The organism is Saccharopolyspora sp. 6M (assembly GCF_020176775.1).
Classification (GTDB): domain Bacteria; phylum Actinomycetota; class Actinomycetes; order Mycobacteriales; family Pseudonocardiaceae; genus Saccharopolyspora_C; species Saccharopolyspora_C gregorii.
Window position 1 is genome coordinate 1 of record NZ_JAIUJZ010000075.1, and the last position, 14387, is coordinate 14387.

Below are 14387 nucleotides of genomic sequence, written 5' to 3' on the forward strand. Positions count from 1 at the left end.
GGTCGGCCCCGCCCCGTCCGCGGCCCTCGCCCCGGCGGTGGGCCGCCCCGTCCCGGTTGTGAGCACGGAGTCATGAAGCGCACCGACGACATTCCCGCCGACCCGATGGAACGCGCCCGCCTGCTGCGGCGGGTGCACAGCGCGGTGCTCGCCGGGGAGCGCGCGCCGCACGCCCCGCGCCCGGTGGTGTTCGAGTCCTGGCGCCGTTCGCTGGCGGCCAGCGTCGACCCGGACCGCGTCGAACCGCCGATGAGCTTCGACGTGGACCGGCTCGCGGAGATCCGCGCGGCGCACCCGATCGCGGCCTGCGTGCCGCTGCTGCGCCGCACGCTGCTCGACGCCGCCGACGGCACCACGCACATCATGGTGATCACCGACGCGGAGGGGAACATCCTCTGGCGCGAGGGGCATCCGAACGTGTGCCGGGCCGCGGACCGGGTGCGGCTGTCGGAGGGCACCACCTGGTCGGAGACCTCGATGGGCACCAACGCGATGGGCACCACGCTGGCCACCGGGCGTCCGGTGCAGATCCACTCCGCGGAACACCTGGTGCGCCGCTACCACTCGTGGACGTGCGCGGCCTCCCCGGTGCACGACCCGGAGACCGGCCGCATCCTCGGCTCGATCGACATCAGCGGCCCGCTGCACACGATGCACCCGGCGCTGGCGGCGCTGGTCGCGGCGGCGACGACGCTGGTGGAGAGCACGTTGCGGGAGTGGATGGCCCGGCGCGACGAGCGGCTGCGGGAACGGAACATGGGCGCGCTGCGGGCGCTGCGCGGTGAGCCGGGAGCGCTGCTGAGCGCCACCGGGCGGGTGGTCGCCGCCGAGCCGGGCGACCTGGCGCTGCCGGAGCGGGTCGAGCTGGACCGCCCGGAGGGCGCGCTGCTGCTGGGCGGCCGGGAGGCGCGGATCGAGCCGCTGGACGACGGCTACCTGCTGCGGGCTCCCCGGGCCGCCGCCACCGGTGCGCGGTCGTCGACCGCCGCGGGCCGGGACGGGCAGCTCCCGCCGACGCTGCGGCTGCGCTTCCTCACCTCCCGGCCGACCGCGGAACTGCGCGGTCGCGAGGTGTCGCTGAGCCCGCGCCGCGCCGAGCTGCTGGCGGTGCTCGCGCTCTCCCCCGACGGCCTCAACGCCGAGCAGCTGGCGCTGGCCCTGCACGGCGAGCAGGGCAACCCGGTGACCGTGCGCGCCGAGATCCACCGGCTGCGCACCCAGCTGGGCCACGACGTGGTGCAGACGAAGCCGTACCGGATCGCCGCCGAGGTGGACGCGGACTTCCTGCAGCTGCGCGCCGCGCTGCGGGCGGGCCGGCTGGACCCGGCGCTGGAGCTGCACCGAGGAGCGCTGCTGCCGAGCTCGGAGGCACCGGCGGTCCGCGAGGAGCGGGAGGACCTGCTGGCGGGGTTGCGCGGCGCGGTGCTCTCGGCGCGCGACCCGGAACTGCTGTGGCGGCTGGCCGACGGGGCCGCGGGCCGCGACGACATCGAGGTGCACGAGGCGCTGCTGGTGGTGCTGCCCGCGCAGGACTGGCGCCGCCCCACGGTCGCGGCCCGCCTGCACCGGCTGCTGCACGACCCGGCCTGACCGGGGTCGCGCAGCGGGTGCCGCGGCCGCGGGGCGGCGGAGGTCAGCCCGCCTTCGGCTCCAGCACCGACCACCACTCGGCGAGGCTGGGGCGTTCCGCCAGGTCGGCGAAGGTGACCTCGACGCCCTTGGTGCGCCACCGCTCCACCAGGCTCATGATCCGCACCGAGTCGAGGCCCCAGTCCAGCAGGTTCTCCTCGTCGCTGATCTCGGCCGGGTCCTCGTAGAGCAGCTCGGCCACGTCGGCCCGCACGTCGTCGAGGGTCAGCTTCCCGCTCATGTTCTCCTCCTGCACCCGTTCTCCACCGGCTTCGGCGAAGCCCGGTCCGTTCGTCGCGGCGCTCATGCCACCGCGGAAGGCTGCGGCGCCAGCGCGTCGACGAGCCGCTGCGTCGACTCCACCACGGCGCACCGCTTGGCCGCGTACTGCACCGCCATCCGGTGGTCCTCGGCGGAGAAGTCGGCGACGGCGTCGGCGGCCAGGAAGGCCTGCACCTCCTGCTGGAACGCTTCGGCCGCGGTCATCAGGCATCCGATGTGCGCGTAGATGCCGGTGATGATCAGCTGGTCGCGGCCCCAGCCGCGCAGCATCTCCCGCAGCTCGGTGCGCTGGAAGGCGCTGTAGCGCCACTTGGTCAGCCGCACATCGCCGGGTTCCGGCGCGAGCTCGTCGATGATCGCCTCCTGCTCGGCGTCGGCGACGCCGGGGCCCCACCACTCCAGCTGGAGACCGCGCTGCTGCGGGGTCTGCCCGCTGGGCTGGGCGCAGTACACGACGGGAACCCCGGCGGCGCGGGCGCCCGCGGCGAGCCTGCGGATGTTCGGCACCACCTCGGTGAGCGGTTCGGCGTCGGGCTCGAAGACGCCCACGAAGTGCCGCTCCATGTCGTGCACGAGCAGCACGGCCCGGTCCGCGTCCGGCCGCCAGTCCACCCGGTTGGCGGGCAGTTCGTCCTGCCGCGGAACCGGGTACGGCGCGATCGTCGGCAACCCCACCTGTGCGTCCTCCTGTCCTGCTCCACGTCCGGTCCGGGGCCGCCCCGGCCGGGAATCGCCGGGCCGGCCCCGTTCGCGCGGGGCCGCTCGGCCGGTCAACGACGTTCGAGTCCCGGCACCAGGTCGCGCTGGATCGCTTCGCGCAGGTCGCGCTTGCTGACCTTGCCGACGCCGGTCTGCGGGAACGCGTCGACGAACTCGACGCGGTCGGGCACCTTGTAGCCGGCGAGGCCGCGCTGCCGGACGAACTTGATCAGCTCGCGGGCCTTCGGCGCCTCGCCGCGCGCCACCACGAAGGCGCAGGTGCGCTCGCCGAGGTACGGGTCGGGCATGGACACCACGGCGGCGTCGTGCACGGCGGGGTGGGCCAGCAGGTGGTTCTCCACCTCTTCGGCCGCGACCTTCTCGCCACCGCGGTTGATCTGGTCCTTGGCGCGGCCTTCGACGACGATGTTGCCCTCGGCGGTGAACCGCACGACGTCGCCGGTGCGGTAGAAGCCCTCGGGGGTGAACGCCTTGGCGTTGTGCTCCTCGGCCCGGTAGTAGCCGCGGATCGTGTAGGGCCCGCGGGTGAGCAGGTGGCCGGTGCCGCCGGGGGCGACGGGCCGGTCCTCGTCGTCGACGACGAGCACCTCGTCGTCCGGGGAGATCGGTCTGCCCTGGGTGGTGACGATGACGTCCTCGGGGTCGTCGAGCCGGGTGTAGTTGACGAGCCCTTCGGCCATGCCGAACACCTGCTGCAGGGTGGCGCCGAGCACCGGGCGGACCCGGCGCGCGACCTCCTCGCTGCACTTGGCGCCGCCGACCTGCAGCACCTCCAGGCTGGAGAGGTCGTGCGCGGTGTTCGCGGCCGCGTCCAGCCACACCAGCGCCAGCGGCGGGACCGCGGCCAGCAGCGTGACCCGTTCCCGCTCCACCAGTGGGAAGACCTCGTCGGGGCTGGGGCGGCGGGAGAGCACCACCTTGCCGCCGGCCTGCAGGACGCCGAAGGTGCCGGGCGAGCTCATCGGGAAGTTGTGCGCGGCGGGCAGCGCCACCAGGTAGACGGTGTCCGCGGTGACGCCGCAGATCTCGTTGCTGGCGCGGAACGAGTAGGCGTAGTCGTCGTGGGTGCGCGGGATGAGCTTCGGCACCCCGGTGCTGCCGCCGGAGAGCTGGAGGAACGCGATGTCCCCCGGACCTGGACCGTCCACATCGGATGGTTCGGCGTCGATCCCGGACAACGCGGGGAAACCGGACTCCCCCGGGTCGCCCGCGATGAGCACGTGGCGCAGCCCGGGCACCTTCGCCCGCACCTCGGCGGCGAGCGCGCGGTGGTCGAACCCGGCCTCCACGTCGCAGGTGATGTAGGCGGCGGCCTCGGCGAACTCGCAGAAGTAGGCCACTTCGGTCAGCCGGTGCGAGGGCAGCGCGAACACCGGCACCGCGCCGAGGCGGAACAGCGCGAAGCACACCTCGAAGAACTCGGCGATGTTCGGCAGCTGCACCACGACCCGGTCCTGCGCGCCGATGCCGAGCTCGCGCAGCCCGGCCGCGAGCCGGTCGGCGCGGGTGTCGAGCTCGCCGTAGGTCAGCGAGCGCTCGGCGCCCACGACCGCGACCCGGTCGCCGTGCTCGGCGGCGCGGACGCGGAGGATCTCGCCGAAGGTCTCCCCGCGCCAGTACCCGGCTTCGCGGTACCGGGCGGCGTCCTTCTCGGGCCAGGTGGGGCATCCGGGCAGCATCGTCGTTCCTGTTCGTTCGGGGGTCGGCAGGGGCGGCCGGTGGCTACAGCGCGTCCGTCCAGCCCATCGCCGAGAGCGCGGTGCGGAACTTCGCGGAGGTCTCGGCGAGCTCGTCGGCCGGGTCGGAACCTTCGACGATCCCGGCGCCGGCGTAGAAGCGGATCGCGGAGTCCTCGATCTCGGCGCACCTGATCGTGACGACCCATTCTCCGTCGCCGGTGGCGTCGCACCAACCGACCATCCCGGTGTAGTAGCCGCGCTCGAACGGTTCCGCTTCGGCGATGGCGACCCGGGCGTCCTCCGGCGGGGTGCCGCACACGGCGGGCGTCGGGTGCATCGCGACGGCCAGCTGCAGCGAGGTGGTCCCGGGGTCGAGGAGTTCGCCGGTGATCTCGGTGGACAGGTGCCACATGGCGGCGGTGTGCACCACCGAGGGCCCGTCGGGGACGACGAGGTCGCGGCACAGCGGGCGCAGCGCGGCCACCACGGCGTCGACGACGGCGGCGTGCTCCCGGAGGTCCTTCTCGGAGTGCTGCAACTCCTCGGCGCGGCGGCGGTCCTCGTCCGGGTCCGCGCTGCGCGGCCGGGAACCGGCAAGCGGGTTGGAGCGCACCCGGGTGCCGTCCAGCGACACCAGCAGTTCCGGGCTGGCGCCGAGCAGGGTGCGGCCCGTCTCGGCCCGTTCGCCGAAGGAGTCGCGGGTGCCGTCCTGGCCGCGCCGCGGGAGGTCCACGGCGTAGGTGAAACCGCCCGGATCGGTGCCCGCGAGGTTGCGCAGCATCCGCCCCGGATCCACCGGCTCCGATGTGGACAGTTCGAGGGAGCGGGCCAGCACGACCTTGCTCATCTCCTCGTCGCGCAGCCGCTTGAGCACCCGCTCCACCGCGCGCTCGTACTCGGCGGGAGCCGGGACGTGCTTCACCTCGTAGTCCACCCGGGGCGCGTCCGGCGCGGCCACCGGTTCGGACAGCGGCTCGGCGCGGTCCACCGCGGCGGGCAGCACCAGGTGCGCGGGCAGGTTGTCGCCGAACGGCACGGCACCGACCACGACGGGGTTCACCCGGCCGAACTCCTCGGCGTGGCGCAAAAATTCGGCGACCTGGCCGGGGAGCCGGTCGCGTCCCCCGGAGCAGGTAGCCTTCGGCACCACGGCGTCGACGCCGCGCGCCAGCATCGAACCGCGCGGCGAGGCGAAGAAGAACGAGGAACCCGCCGAATACCGGTCGAGCAGGGCGCCCGGGGTGAGGCGCTCGCCGAGATCGTCGGATTCTCCGCGCATGGTGGTATCGCTGTCCGTGGTCATGTGTGCCTTCCGTGGGCGGTGGTCGAGGGGCGGCTCAGGCGCGCAGCGTCGCGCCGCCGTCGACGTACAGATCGTGCATCGTGATGTGCCCGGCCTGATCGGAGAGCAGGAAGACGACCGCCTCCGCGACGTCCTCGGCCGTGGCCAGCTTGCCCAGCGGGATGCCGGTCTTGTAGGTCTCCAGCGATCCGGCGATCACCGGGGCGGGTCCGCGTTCGTCCCACAGCCGGTGCTGCATCGGCGTGTCGGTGGAACCCGGCGAGACCACGTTGCAGCGGATGCCGTGCTCGGCGAGCTCCAGGCCGAGCGACTTGGTGAACAGCGTCGCCGCCGCCTTGGACGCGCCGTAGGCGGCCATGCCCTGGCGCGGGACGCCCGCGGCGTTGGAGCCGACGGTGACGATGGAACCGCGGCCGCGGGGGATCATCCGCTTCGACACCGAGCGGCACAGGTGGAACACGCCGGTGGTGTTCACCGCGAAGGTGCGGTGCCAGTCCGCCTCGTCGATCTCCTGCACGGTGCCGGGGCTCAGGATGCCCGCGACGTTGACCAGCAGATCCACCGGTCCCGCTTCGCGTTCGGCGCGCTCAATCACGGATTCCACGGCCGCGGAGTCGGCGACGTCGGCGGGGCAGGCCAGCACGCGGCGGCCCTTGCCGGTCGCGGTCGAGGCGACTCCGGCGAGTTCCTCGGCGTCGAGGTCGACGGCGACGACGGTCGCCCCCAGCTCCCCGAGCGCGTGCACCACAGCGGTACCGATACCGTGGGCGGCGCCGGTCACCACGGCGACCCGGCCGCTGATGCCACTGCGGTCCATCTCGTCCTTCCCCTCGACTGCTGCCACGACCGGGCGCGCTCTCCTGTACCGAGACCGGCTCAGCCCTGTATGGTTAGGCTAACCTGACCACAGCGAGGTTCGGTAGGGGATGACCATCACACCTCGCACCGCCTTGCCCTCTTGGCTCTCTTGCGAGCGCGCGACCGCCGTCGGTCACCGCGGCGGCTCGCCGAGGACGCCCCGGGCGAAACCGAGGTCCACGACGTCCTGGGGGCGCAGCCGCAACGACTCGGCCAGCTCCGGCACCTGCTCCGGCGGGCGTTTGAGGATCGACGCGGCCGATTCCGGGGCGATGACCGCGAAGTAGGCGTCCGCGGTGATCCACGTCGAGCCGGGCGCGGCCAGCGCCAGCGCTCCCCCGGAACCGCCCTCGCCGATCACGAGCGTGGTGATCGGCACCCGCGCCTCGGCGACCGCGGTGAACAGCTCGCCGATCGCGGGCCCGGCCCCGGCGAGTTCGGCGGCCGCGCCGTTCGCCGCGCCCGGGGTGTCCACCAGCGTCAGCACCGGCAGCCGCAGCCGGTCCGCCAGCCGCACCAGCCGGGCCGCCGTGCGGAAACCGGCCGGGGTGTTGGCGGTACCGGTCTGCGCGGCGTAGGCGACCGGACGGCCCTCGTGCTCGCCGATCCCGCACAGCATCCCCGGATCCGCACCACCCGCCCGGTCGCCGCTGAGCGCGAACCGGCTGGTGAAGAACCGGTCCAGGTAGTCGGTCGCGCGCGGGCGCTCCGCCGCGCGGGCGCGCCGCACCGCCGCCCACCCGCTGCCCGGGGCGGGGCCCGGCCGCGGCGGGACGGGCGGCGCGACGGGTTCCGGGACGGCGCGGCGCGGTTGCAGCAGGTCCACCAGGCCGGGGAGCACCGCGGGCAGCTCGTCCTCCGCCACCAGCCGGTCCACCTGGCCGGCGGCGAACTTCCCGGCCGCGGTGAACGCCGCTCCGGACTCCGCGGCGGGGCGCACCCGGCTGCCGCCGAACGCGACCTCGGCGCCGGGCACCGCGAGCACCACGTCGGCGCCCGCGCCCAGCGCCGCCCACATGCCGCCGGTCGTCGGATCGCGCAGCACCGCCACGTGCGGGAGGCCCGCCCGCCTGGTCCGCGCGCAGGCCCGCGCGATGGTCTGCAGCTGGGCGAGCGCGCGGATCCCCTCCTGCATCCGGCTTCCGCCGGAGGCCACCAGCGAGACCACCGGCAGCCGCAGCTCCCGGGCCCGGTCGAAGGCGTCCACCACCCGCGCCCCGGTCTCCTCCCCGACCGAACCGCCGAGGAAGCCGAACTCGAACGCGACCAGCACGGCGCGACCGGAACCGACCGCGCCGTGCCCGCACAGCACGGATTCGGCCGCTCCGGTGCGCTCGGCGGCCCGGCGCCGCTGCTCGCCGTAGCCGTCCCAGCCCAGCGGGCCGTCCACCGGGCGGGTTCCGGTGCGGCGCGGCGCGAACTCGGTGAAGTCCGCGCACACCGCGGTGATCAGCTCGCGCGCGCCCACCGGATCACCCCAGCGCCTTCTTCATGACCTTGCCCATCTCGTTGCGCGGCAAGGACCCCACGAACCGCACCTCGCGCGGGCGCTTGTGCGGGGTGAGCAGCCGGGCCACGTGCTCGGCGAGCTCGCGGCCGGTCTCGTCCGCGTCCGCGGGCTCCGCGGTCGGCACCACCCAGGCCAGGATCCGCTCGCCCAGGTCCGGATCGGCCTGCCCGGTGACGGCGACCTCGGCGACGACCGGGTGCTCCAGCAACGCGTTCTCGATCTCGCCCGCGCCGATCTTGTAGCCGCCGCTCTTGATGATGTCGGTGGCCTTGCGCCCCACGATCCGCAGGTAGCCGTCGGGCGCGCGGGTGGCGACGTCGCCGGTGCGGAACCAGCCGTCGGCGAACGCGGCGGCGGTGGCGTCCGGCCGGTTCAGGTAGCCGGTGAACAGGTTCCGGCCGCGGACCAGGATCTCGCCGACGGTCTCGTCGTCGCTGACCTCGATGTCGGCGCCCGCGTCGTCGACGAGCTTGATCTCCACCCCGTCGAAGGGCAGGCCGACGTAGCCGGGCCTGCGGTCCCCGGAGGCGCGCACGCCCGAATTCATGATCGTCTCGCTCATGCCGTAGCGCTCCACGACGCGCTGCCCGGTCAGCCGGGAGATCCGCTCGTGCTCCACCGCGGGCAGCGCGGCCGAACCGGACACCAGCAGCCGGGCACGGCCGACCGCCGCCGCCAGCTCCGGATCGCGTTCGGCGTCGTCGGCGAGGCGGTGGTACATCGTCGGCACCCCGAACAGCATCGTCGCCGCGCCGGCCAGCTCCGCGGCCACCGCCGCCGAGGAGAACCGGCCGAGGTGGTGCACGGTCCCGCCGAGCCGCACCGGCCCGAGGGTGCCGAGGATCAGCCCGTGCACGTGGAACAGCGGCAGCGCGTGCACCAGCACGTCCTGCGCGGTCCACTCCCACGCGTCGGCGAGCGCGTCGAGGTTCGCCCGGATGGCCCGCCGCGGCAGCACCACGCCCTTCGGCGGGCCGGTGGTGCCGGAGGTGTAGACGATCAGCGCCGGCTGCTCCTCGTCCGGTTCGGCGGGCAGCTCGCCGCCGGGTGCGAGGTCCACCTCGTGCAGCGGAACCTCGGCCAGCGCCGCCGGGATCTCGAAACCGGGCGCGGCGAGCAGGAGTTCCGGTTCGCTGTCCCCGGCGATGTGCGCGAGCTCCCGCTCCCCCACCTTCGGGTTCACCGGCACCACCGCGGCACCGGCAGCGAGCGCGCCGAGCACCGCCACCGCGGTCTCCAGCTCCGACGTGGCCCACACCGCCACCCGCCGGGCACCGCCGACGCGCTCGGCGACGCCCGCCGCGGCGGCGGCCAGCTCCGGGTAGGTGAGGGCGCGGTCGCCGAAGCGCACCGCCTCCTTCTCCTCCGGCCTGCGCAGCGTCGGGAACAGTTCCATGCCTACCTCCGGTTCCATGTCACCCCAGTCCGGGGACGACGAACACGAGCCACGCCAGCAGCGGGCCCACCGCGACCACCACCCCGCCGTAGACCATCAGGCGGCGGAAGAACACCTCGCGGTCCACGCCCTTGGCGTTGGCGAGCACGATCGCGCCGTTGGTGGAGAACGGGCTGACGTCCACCAGCGTCGCCGACACCGCCAGCGCCGTCACCACGCCGATCGGCCCGATCGTGCCGGTCGCCAGGAACGGCACCGCCAGCGGGATCAGCGCGCCCATCAACCCGACCGAGGAGGCGAATGCCCCCACGACGCCGCCGATGTAGCACAGCAGCAGCGCCGCCAGCAGCGGCAGCCCGACCCCGGCGACGGCGTGGCCCACGTAGTCGATCGTGCCCATCTCCTGCAGCACCCCGACGTAGGTGAGCACGCCGCAGATCAGCAGCACCGTCGGCCAGGTGACCTCGGCGGGCGCGTTCGCGGCGACCTTCGGCGACAGCACGGTCAGCACCACCGCGACCGTCATCGCGACCAGGCCCGCGTCGAGCTCGAACACCAGCGTGCACACCACCAGCGAGGCGAGTCCGAGCAGCGTCAGCATCCGGTCCCGGTCCAGGCGCAGCACCTCCGGTTCGTCGGCGGCGTCGTCCGGCTGCGAACCGGCCCGCGCGGTGCGCAGCCCGCCGAACACGACGAACACCACGCCCGCGATCAGCAGGTTCAGCGCGAAGCTGCCCAGGAACAGCACCAGCGGGCTGCCGGGCAGCGCGTTGTCGGCGACGACCCCGTTGACGATGACGCCGTAGACGCTGATCGGCGAGAAACCGCCTGCCTGCGCGCCGTGCACGACCATCGCCCCCATCAGCAGCGGGTTGATGCCGTGCCGGGCAGCGAGGTTCAGCGCGATCGGCGCGATGATCGCGCAGGCCGCGGGGCTGACCGCGCCGATGGCGGTGAGCAGCGCCGCGATGCCGAACATGACCCACGGGATCACCACGAGCCTGCCGCCGACCAGCCGCACCGCCCAGTGCACCAGCCAGTCGGTGGTGCCGTTGGCGCGGGCGATCGCGAACAGGTAGGTGACGCCGACGAGCACCACGAAGATGTCGCCGGGGAACCCGGCGAAGATGTCGTCGTCGGACAGGCCGCCGACGAGCTTGCCGACGGCGAAGGCCGCGGCGAACGACAGCACCCCCATGTTCACCGACATCGTCGTGGCCAGCACGAAGCAGGCCACGAGCGCGTAGATGGATATCAGCTCGGGCGACACCGTTGTCTCCTCACCGTCCATGCGCCTCGGGTGAGCCCGGACACAGTGGTTCACTGGCTGGACCACTGTGCGCCGACGCCCCCGGGGCGTCAAGACCCGAAGTGGTCCGGCGCGCGGACCACTGGACCGCTTTCCCGGTGCTAACCTGGCCATTCCGCGCCGAAGCGGGAGGGAGGCGCCGGTGTCCGACGCGCTGCGGCCGCTGACCAGGCCGAGGCTCTACGAGCAGGTCGTGCTGCGCCTGCGCGAGCACGTCGCCGCCTCCGGCCTGGACGTGGGCGACCGGTTGCCGCCGGAGCGCGAACTCGCCGAACGGCTCGGGGTCAGCCGCGCCTCCGTGCGCCAGGCCATCGTGGTGCTGGAGGTGCAGGGCCTCGTCGAAGTCCGCCACGGCGGCGGGACCTACCTGGCGCGCCGCGAGCTGGACGGCGAACCGGTGGACGAGCTGGTGGCCCGCCGCGACCGGCTGCCGGACGTGCTCGACGCCCGCGAAGGGCTGGAGACCAAGCTCGCGGAGCTCGCCGCCGAACGCCGCACCACCGCCGACCTCGCCGAGATCGACGCGGCGCTGGCCGACATGCGCGCCCAGGTGGAGCGCGGCGAACTCGGCGGGGAAGGCGACCGCCGGTTCCACGCGGCCGTCACCGCCGCCGCGCACAGCTCGATGCTCGCCGAGTTCATGCGCACCATCGCCACCGAGATCGCCGAGAGCCGCCAGGAATCGCTGCGCCAGCCGCACCGCCCGCCGAAGTCGCTGGCCCAGCACGAGCGCATCGCCGAGGCCATCCGCGCCGGGCAGCCGCGGGCCGCGGCCGCCGCGATGCGCAGGCACCTGCGCACGGTCAGCCGGGTCCGGTTGCTCTCCTGGAACCCGGACGCCGACGAACCGGGCTGACCGGCGCCGATCCGCCGCCCGGTAAGGTCGGCCCGTTCCCCCGTTCGAGGTCCGTTCCCCCGTTCGAGGTCCGTCCCGCGCCCGAGTTCCGTGGAGTACGTCCCGATGCCCGCTCGCCCTCGCCTCGGCAGCAGGCGCGCACCCACCTCCGGGTTCCCGCGATGATCGGGTGGCTGCTGGCCACGGCGGGCACCGCGCTGCTGGGCAGCGTCTTCCCGCTGGCCAACATCGAGCTGTACCTCGTCGGCGTGCTCACCACCGTGGACGGGCTGAACTGGTGGGCGCTGGCGCTGGCCGCCGCGGTCGGGCAGATGACCGGCAAGACGCTGTTCTACCTGGCGGGCCGGGGCGGGTTCAGCCTCGGCACCCGGCTCGGCCGGATGGCGGAGGCGCGCAAGGGCGGCCGCTGGGCGGCGTGGCTGGAGAAGTTCCACGCCCGCACCGAGCAGCACCCGTGGTGGGGGCTGGGCGTGCTGTTCGTGAGCGCGGTGGCGAGCTTCCCGCCGTTCACCGTGCTGTGCTTCCTCTCCGGCGCGGCGGGGTTGCCGCTGCTGGGCTTCCTCGGCGTGAGCCTGGCCGGCCGCGCCATCCACTTCCTGGTGCTGGCGGCGGCCCCGGAGATCATCCACCAGCTGCCGTTCTTCGGCTGACGCCGCCACGGATGCATGCCGGTCCGCCCGGGCGGGCACCCATCGGGCACGGACTACCCGTTCCCGGAGGCTCGGCATGACTTCTCACCGCGACAAGCAGGACCAGCTCGACGAAGTGCGGCACGACCCGCAGGACACCTACCTCACCACTCAGCAGGGTGTCCGCGTCGGCCACACCGACGACTCGCTGACCGCGGGCGCGCGCGGACCCACCTTGCTGGAGGACTTCCACGCGCGGGAGAAGATCACCCACTTCGACCACGAACGCATCCCGGAACGGGTGGTGCACGCGCGCGGCGCGGGCGCCTACGGCTACTTCGAGGCCTACGACTCCTCCCTCGCCGACTACACGGCCGCGAAGTTCCTCACCGATCCGCAGCGGCGCACCCCGGTGTTCGTCCGCTTCTCCACGGTCGCGGGTTCGCGCGGTTCGGCGGACACGGTGCGCGACGTGCGCGGCTTCGCCACGAAGTTCTACACCGCGGAGGGGAACTACGACCTGGTCGGCAACAACATGCCGGTGTTCTTCATCCAGGACGGCATCAAGTTCCCCGACTTCGTGCACGCGGTGAAACCGGAGCCGCACAACGAGATCCCGCAGGCGCAGTCCGCGCACGACACGCTGTGGGACTTCGTGCAGCTGCAGCCCGAGACGCTGCACATGATCATGTGGCTGATGTCGGACCGGGCGCTGCCGCGCAGCTACCGCATGATGCAGGGCTTCGGCGTGCACACGTTCCGGTTCGTCAACGCCGCGGGCACCGGCACGTTCGTGAAGTTCCACTGGAAGCCGAAGCTGGGCACCCATTCGCTGGTGTGGGAGGAGTGCCAGCAGGTGCAGGGCAAGGATCCCGACTTCAACCGCCGCGACCTGTGGGACGCCATCGAGTCCGGGAACTTCCCCGAGTGGGAGTTGGGCGTGCAGCTGGTCGAGGAGTCCCGGGAGCACGACTTCGACTTCGACCTGCTGGACGCGACGAAGATCATCCCGGAGGAGCAGGTGCCGGTGCGCCCGGTCGGCCGGATGGTGCTGGACCGCAACCCGGACAACTTCTTCGCCGAGACCGAGCAGGTCGCCTTCCACACCGCGAACGTGGTGCCCGGCATCGACTTCACGAACGACCCGCTGCTGCAGGCGCGGAACTTCTCCTACCTGGACACCCAGCTGATCCGGCTGGGCGGACCGAACTTCGCGCACATCCCGGTGAACCGGCCGGTCGCGGAGGTCTCCACGAACCAGCGCGACGGGTTCCAGCAGCACCGGATCCACCGCGGGCAGGCCAGCTACTCGAACAACAGCCTCGGCGGCGGCTGCCCGGTGCTCGCCGGGGCCGGCGAGGGCGCCTTCGAGCACTACCAGGAGAAGGTGGAGGGCGCGAAGATCCGCCAACGCAGCGAGAGCTTCCAGGACCACTACACCCAGGCGAGGCTGTTCTGGAACAGCATGGCCTGGTGGGAGCGGGAGCACATCATCGCCGCGTTCCGCTTCGAACTCGGCAAGGTCGAGCACATGCACGTGCGGGAGGGCGCGGTCGCGCAGATCAACCACATCGACCACGACCTCGCCGTCGCCGTCGCCGAGGGGATCGGTGTGACCCCGCCCGAGGCCGCGTCCGGACCGGGCCACGACGACCGCTCTCCCGCGCTGAGCCAGGCGAACTCGGTGCAGGACACCATCGCCACCCGCACCATCGCGCTGCTCGTCTCCGACGGGGTCGACCAGGCGGAGGTGGCGCAGCTGCGCGACGGCTTCGCCGAGCGCGGCGCGGTCGCGGAGGTGCTCGGCACCCGCGACGGCAGCGTGCGCGGCGCCGACGAGAGCCAGGTCGAGGTGGACCGCGCGATCCCCACGGTGTCCTCCGCGGTCTACGACGCGGTGATCGTGCCCGGGGGCGCCGACAGCGTGCAGGCGCTGTCCAAGGACGGCTACGCGGCGCACTTCGTGGCGGAGGCGTTCAAACACGCCAAGCCGGTCGGCGCCAGCGACGAGGGGCTCGCCCTGCTGCAACGCGCCGGGCTGGACTTCGTGCGGCACGCCGGCGAGGGCGACAACGTGGTCAGCGACCAGGGCGTGGTGACCGCGGTGCCCGGCGGCGCGGGACTGCCCGCCGAGTTCATCGAGGAGTTCGCCGCGGTGCTCGCCGGGCACCGGGCGTGGGACCGGGACACCACCCAGGTCGTGGCCTGAGCCCCCG

Annotated in this window: 12 protein-coding genes; 4 read left to right on the forward strand and 8 right to left on the reverse strand. The window is 73.5% G+C overall.

Going from position 1 to position 14387, the window contains the following annotated elements; all coding sequences use genetic code 11:
• The first annotated feature begins 72 nt into the window (after positions 1–72).
• The gene (locus LCD31_RS12155) at positions 73–1590 is read left to right on the forward strand and encodes a helix-turn-helix domain-containing protein (protein WP_224958069.1); all 1518 of its coding nucleotides are present in this window, start codon (positions 73–75) and stop codon (positions 1588–1590) included.
• A 43-nt stretch (positions 1591–1633) separates the two neighbouring features.
• Here LCD31_RS12155 and LCD31_RS12160 read toward each other — a convergent pair whose 3' ends face one another.
• The 8 genes from LCD31_RS12160 to LCD31_RS12195 all read right to left on the reverse strand — a co-directional run bounded on the left by LCD31_RS12160 (position 1634) and on the right by LCD31_RS12195 (position 10647).
• Positions 1634–1936: a phosphopantetheine-binding protein gene (locus tag LCD31_RS12160; protein WP_374108035.1), complete on the reverse strand. Its 303-nt coding sequence runs from the start codon at positions 1934–1936 to the stop codon at positions 1634–1636.
• Positions 1933–2586, reverse strand: a complete 654-nt coding sequence (locus LCD31_RS12165; protein WP_224958070.1) for an isochorismatase family protein — start codon at positions 2584–2586, stop codon at positions 1933–1935. Before LCD31_RS12165 ends, LCD31_RS12160 begins: the two co-directional genes overlap by 4 nt.
• Positions 2587–2681: 95 nt before the next feature.
• Entirely contained in the window at positions 2682–4310 is a 1629-nt protein-coding gene (locus LCD31_RS12170; protein WP_224958071.1) for a (2,3-dihydroxybenzoyl)adenylate synthase, read from the reverse strand.
• A 43-nt stretch (positions 4311–4353) separates the two neighbouring features.
• Entirely contained in the window at positions 4354–5613 is a 1260-nt protein-coding gene (gene dhbC, locus LCD31_RS12175) for an isochorismate synthase DhbC (protein WP_224958072.1), read from the reverse strand.
• A gap of 34 nt (positions 5614–5647) precedes the next feature.
• Entirely contained in the window at positions 5648–6430 is a 783-nt protein-coding gene (locus tag LCD31_RS12180; protein ID WP_224958139.1) for a 2,3-dihydro-2,3-dihydroxybenzoate dehydrogenase, read from the reverse strand.
• Positions 6431–6604: 174 nt separating this feature from the next.
• Entirely contained in the window at positions 6605–7939 is a 1335-nt protein-coding gene (locus tag LCD31_RS12185; RefSeq protein WP_374201651.1) for a carboxyl transferase domain-containing protein, read from the reverse strand.
• A 4-nt stretch (positions 7940–7943) separates the two neighbouring features.
• Positions 7944–9395 (reverse strand): acyl-CoA synthetase, encoded by a 1452-nt coding sequence (locus tag LCD31_RS12190; RefSeq protein WP_224958073.1) that lies wholly within the window; start codon positions 9393–9395, stop codon positions 7944–7946.
• 1 nt (position 9396) lies between these two features.
• A complete protein-coding gene (locus LCD31_RS12195) occupies positions 9397–10647 on the reverse strand; it encodes an SLC13 family permease (protein WP_224958074.1) in 1251 nt (416 codons plus the stop codon).
• Between the two features lie 181 nt (positions 10648–10828).
• Between LCD31_RS12195 and LCD31_RS12200 the strand changes: the two genes are divergently transcribed.
• The 3 genes from LCD31_RS12200 (at position 10829) to LCD31_RS12210 (ending at position 14380) form a co-directional block, all read left to right on the forward strand.
• A complete protein-coding gene (locus LCD31_RS12200) occupies positions 10829–11542 on the forward strand; it encodes a FadR/GntR family transcriptional regulator (RefSeq protein WP_224958075.1) in 714 nt (237 codons plus the stop codon).
• A 161-nt stretch (positions 11543–11703) separates the two neighbouring features.
• Complete coding sequence (locus LCD31_RS12205) at positions 11704–12192, forward strand: VTT domain-containing protein (protein WP_224958077.1); 489 nt, start codon at positions 11704–11706, stop codon at positions 12190–12192.
• 76 nt (positions 12193–12268) lie between these two features.
• Positions 12269–14380 carry a catalase gene (locus tag LCD31_RS12210; RefSeq protein ID WP_224958079.1) on the forward strand — a complete coding sequence of 704 codons (2112 nt, stop codon included), beginning with the start codon at positions 12269–12271 and terminating at the stop codon, positions 14378–14380.
• The last annotated feature ends 7 nt before the right edge of the window (positions 14381–14387 follow it).

Coding starts and splice junctions, on each gene's coding strand:
- LCD31_RS12205 (WP_224958077.1), top strand. CDS start 11,704: ATGATCGGGTGGCTGCTGGCCACGGCGGGCACCGCGCTGCTGGGCAGC.
- LCD31_RS12170 (WP_224958071.1), bottom strand. CDS start 4,310: ATGCTGCCCGGATGCCCCACCTGGCCCGAGAAGGACGCCGCCCGGTAC.
- LCD31_RS12190 (WP_224958073.1), bottom strand. CDS start 9,395: ATGGAACCGGAGGTAGGCATGGAACTGTTCCCGACGCTGCGCAGGCCG.
- LCD31_RS12160 (WP_374108035.1), bottom strand. CDS start 1,936: ATGAGCGCCGCGACGAACGGACCGGGCTTCGCCGAAGCCGGTGGAGAA.
- LCD31_RS12180 (WP_224958139.1), bottom strand. CDS start 6,430: ATGGACCGCAGTGGCATCAGCGGCCGGGTCGCCGTGGTGACCGGCGCC.
- LCD31_RS12210 (WP_224958079.1), top strand. CDS start 12,269: ATGACTTCTCACCGCGACAAGCAGGACCAGCTCGACGAAGTGCGGCAC.
- LCD31_RS12155 (WP_224958069.1), top strand. CDS start 73: ATGAAGCGCACCGACGACATTCCCGCCGACCCGATGGAACGCGCCCGC.
- dhbC (WP_224958072.1), bottom strand. CDS start 5,613: ATGACCACGGACAGCGATACCACCATGCGCGGAGAATCCGACGATCTC.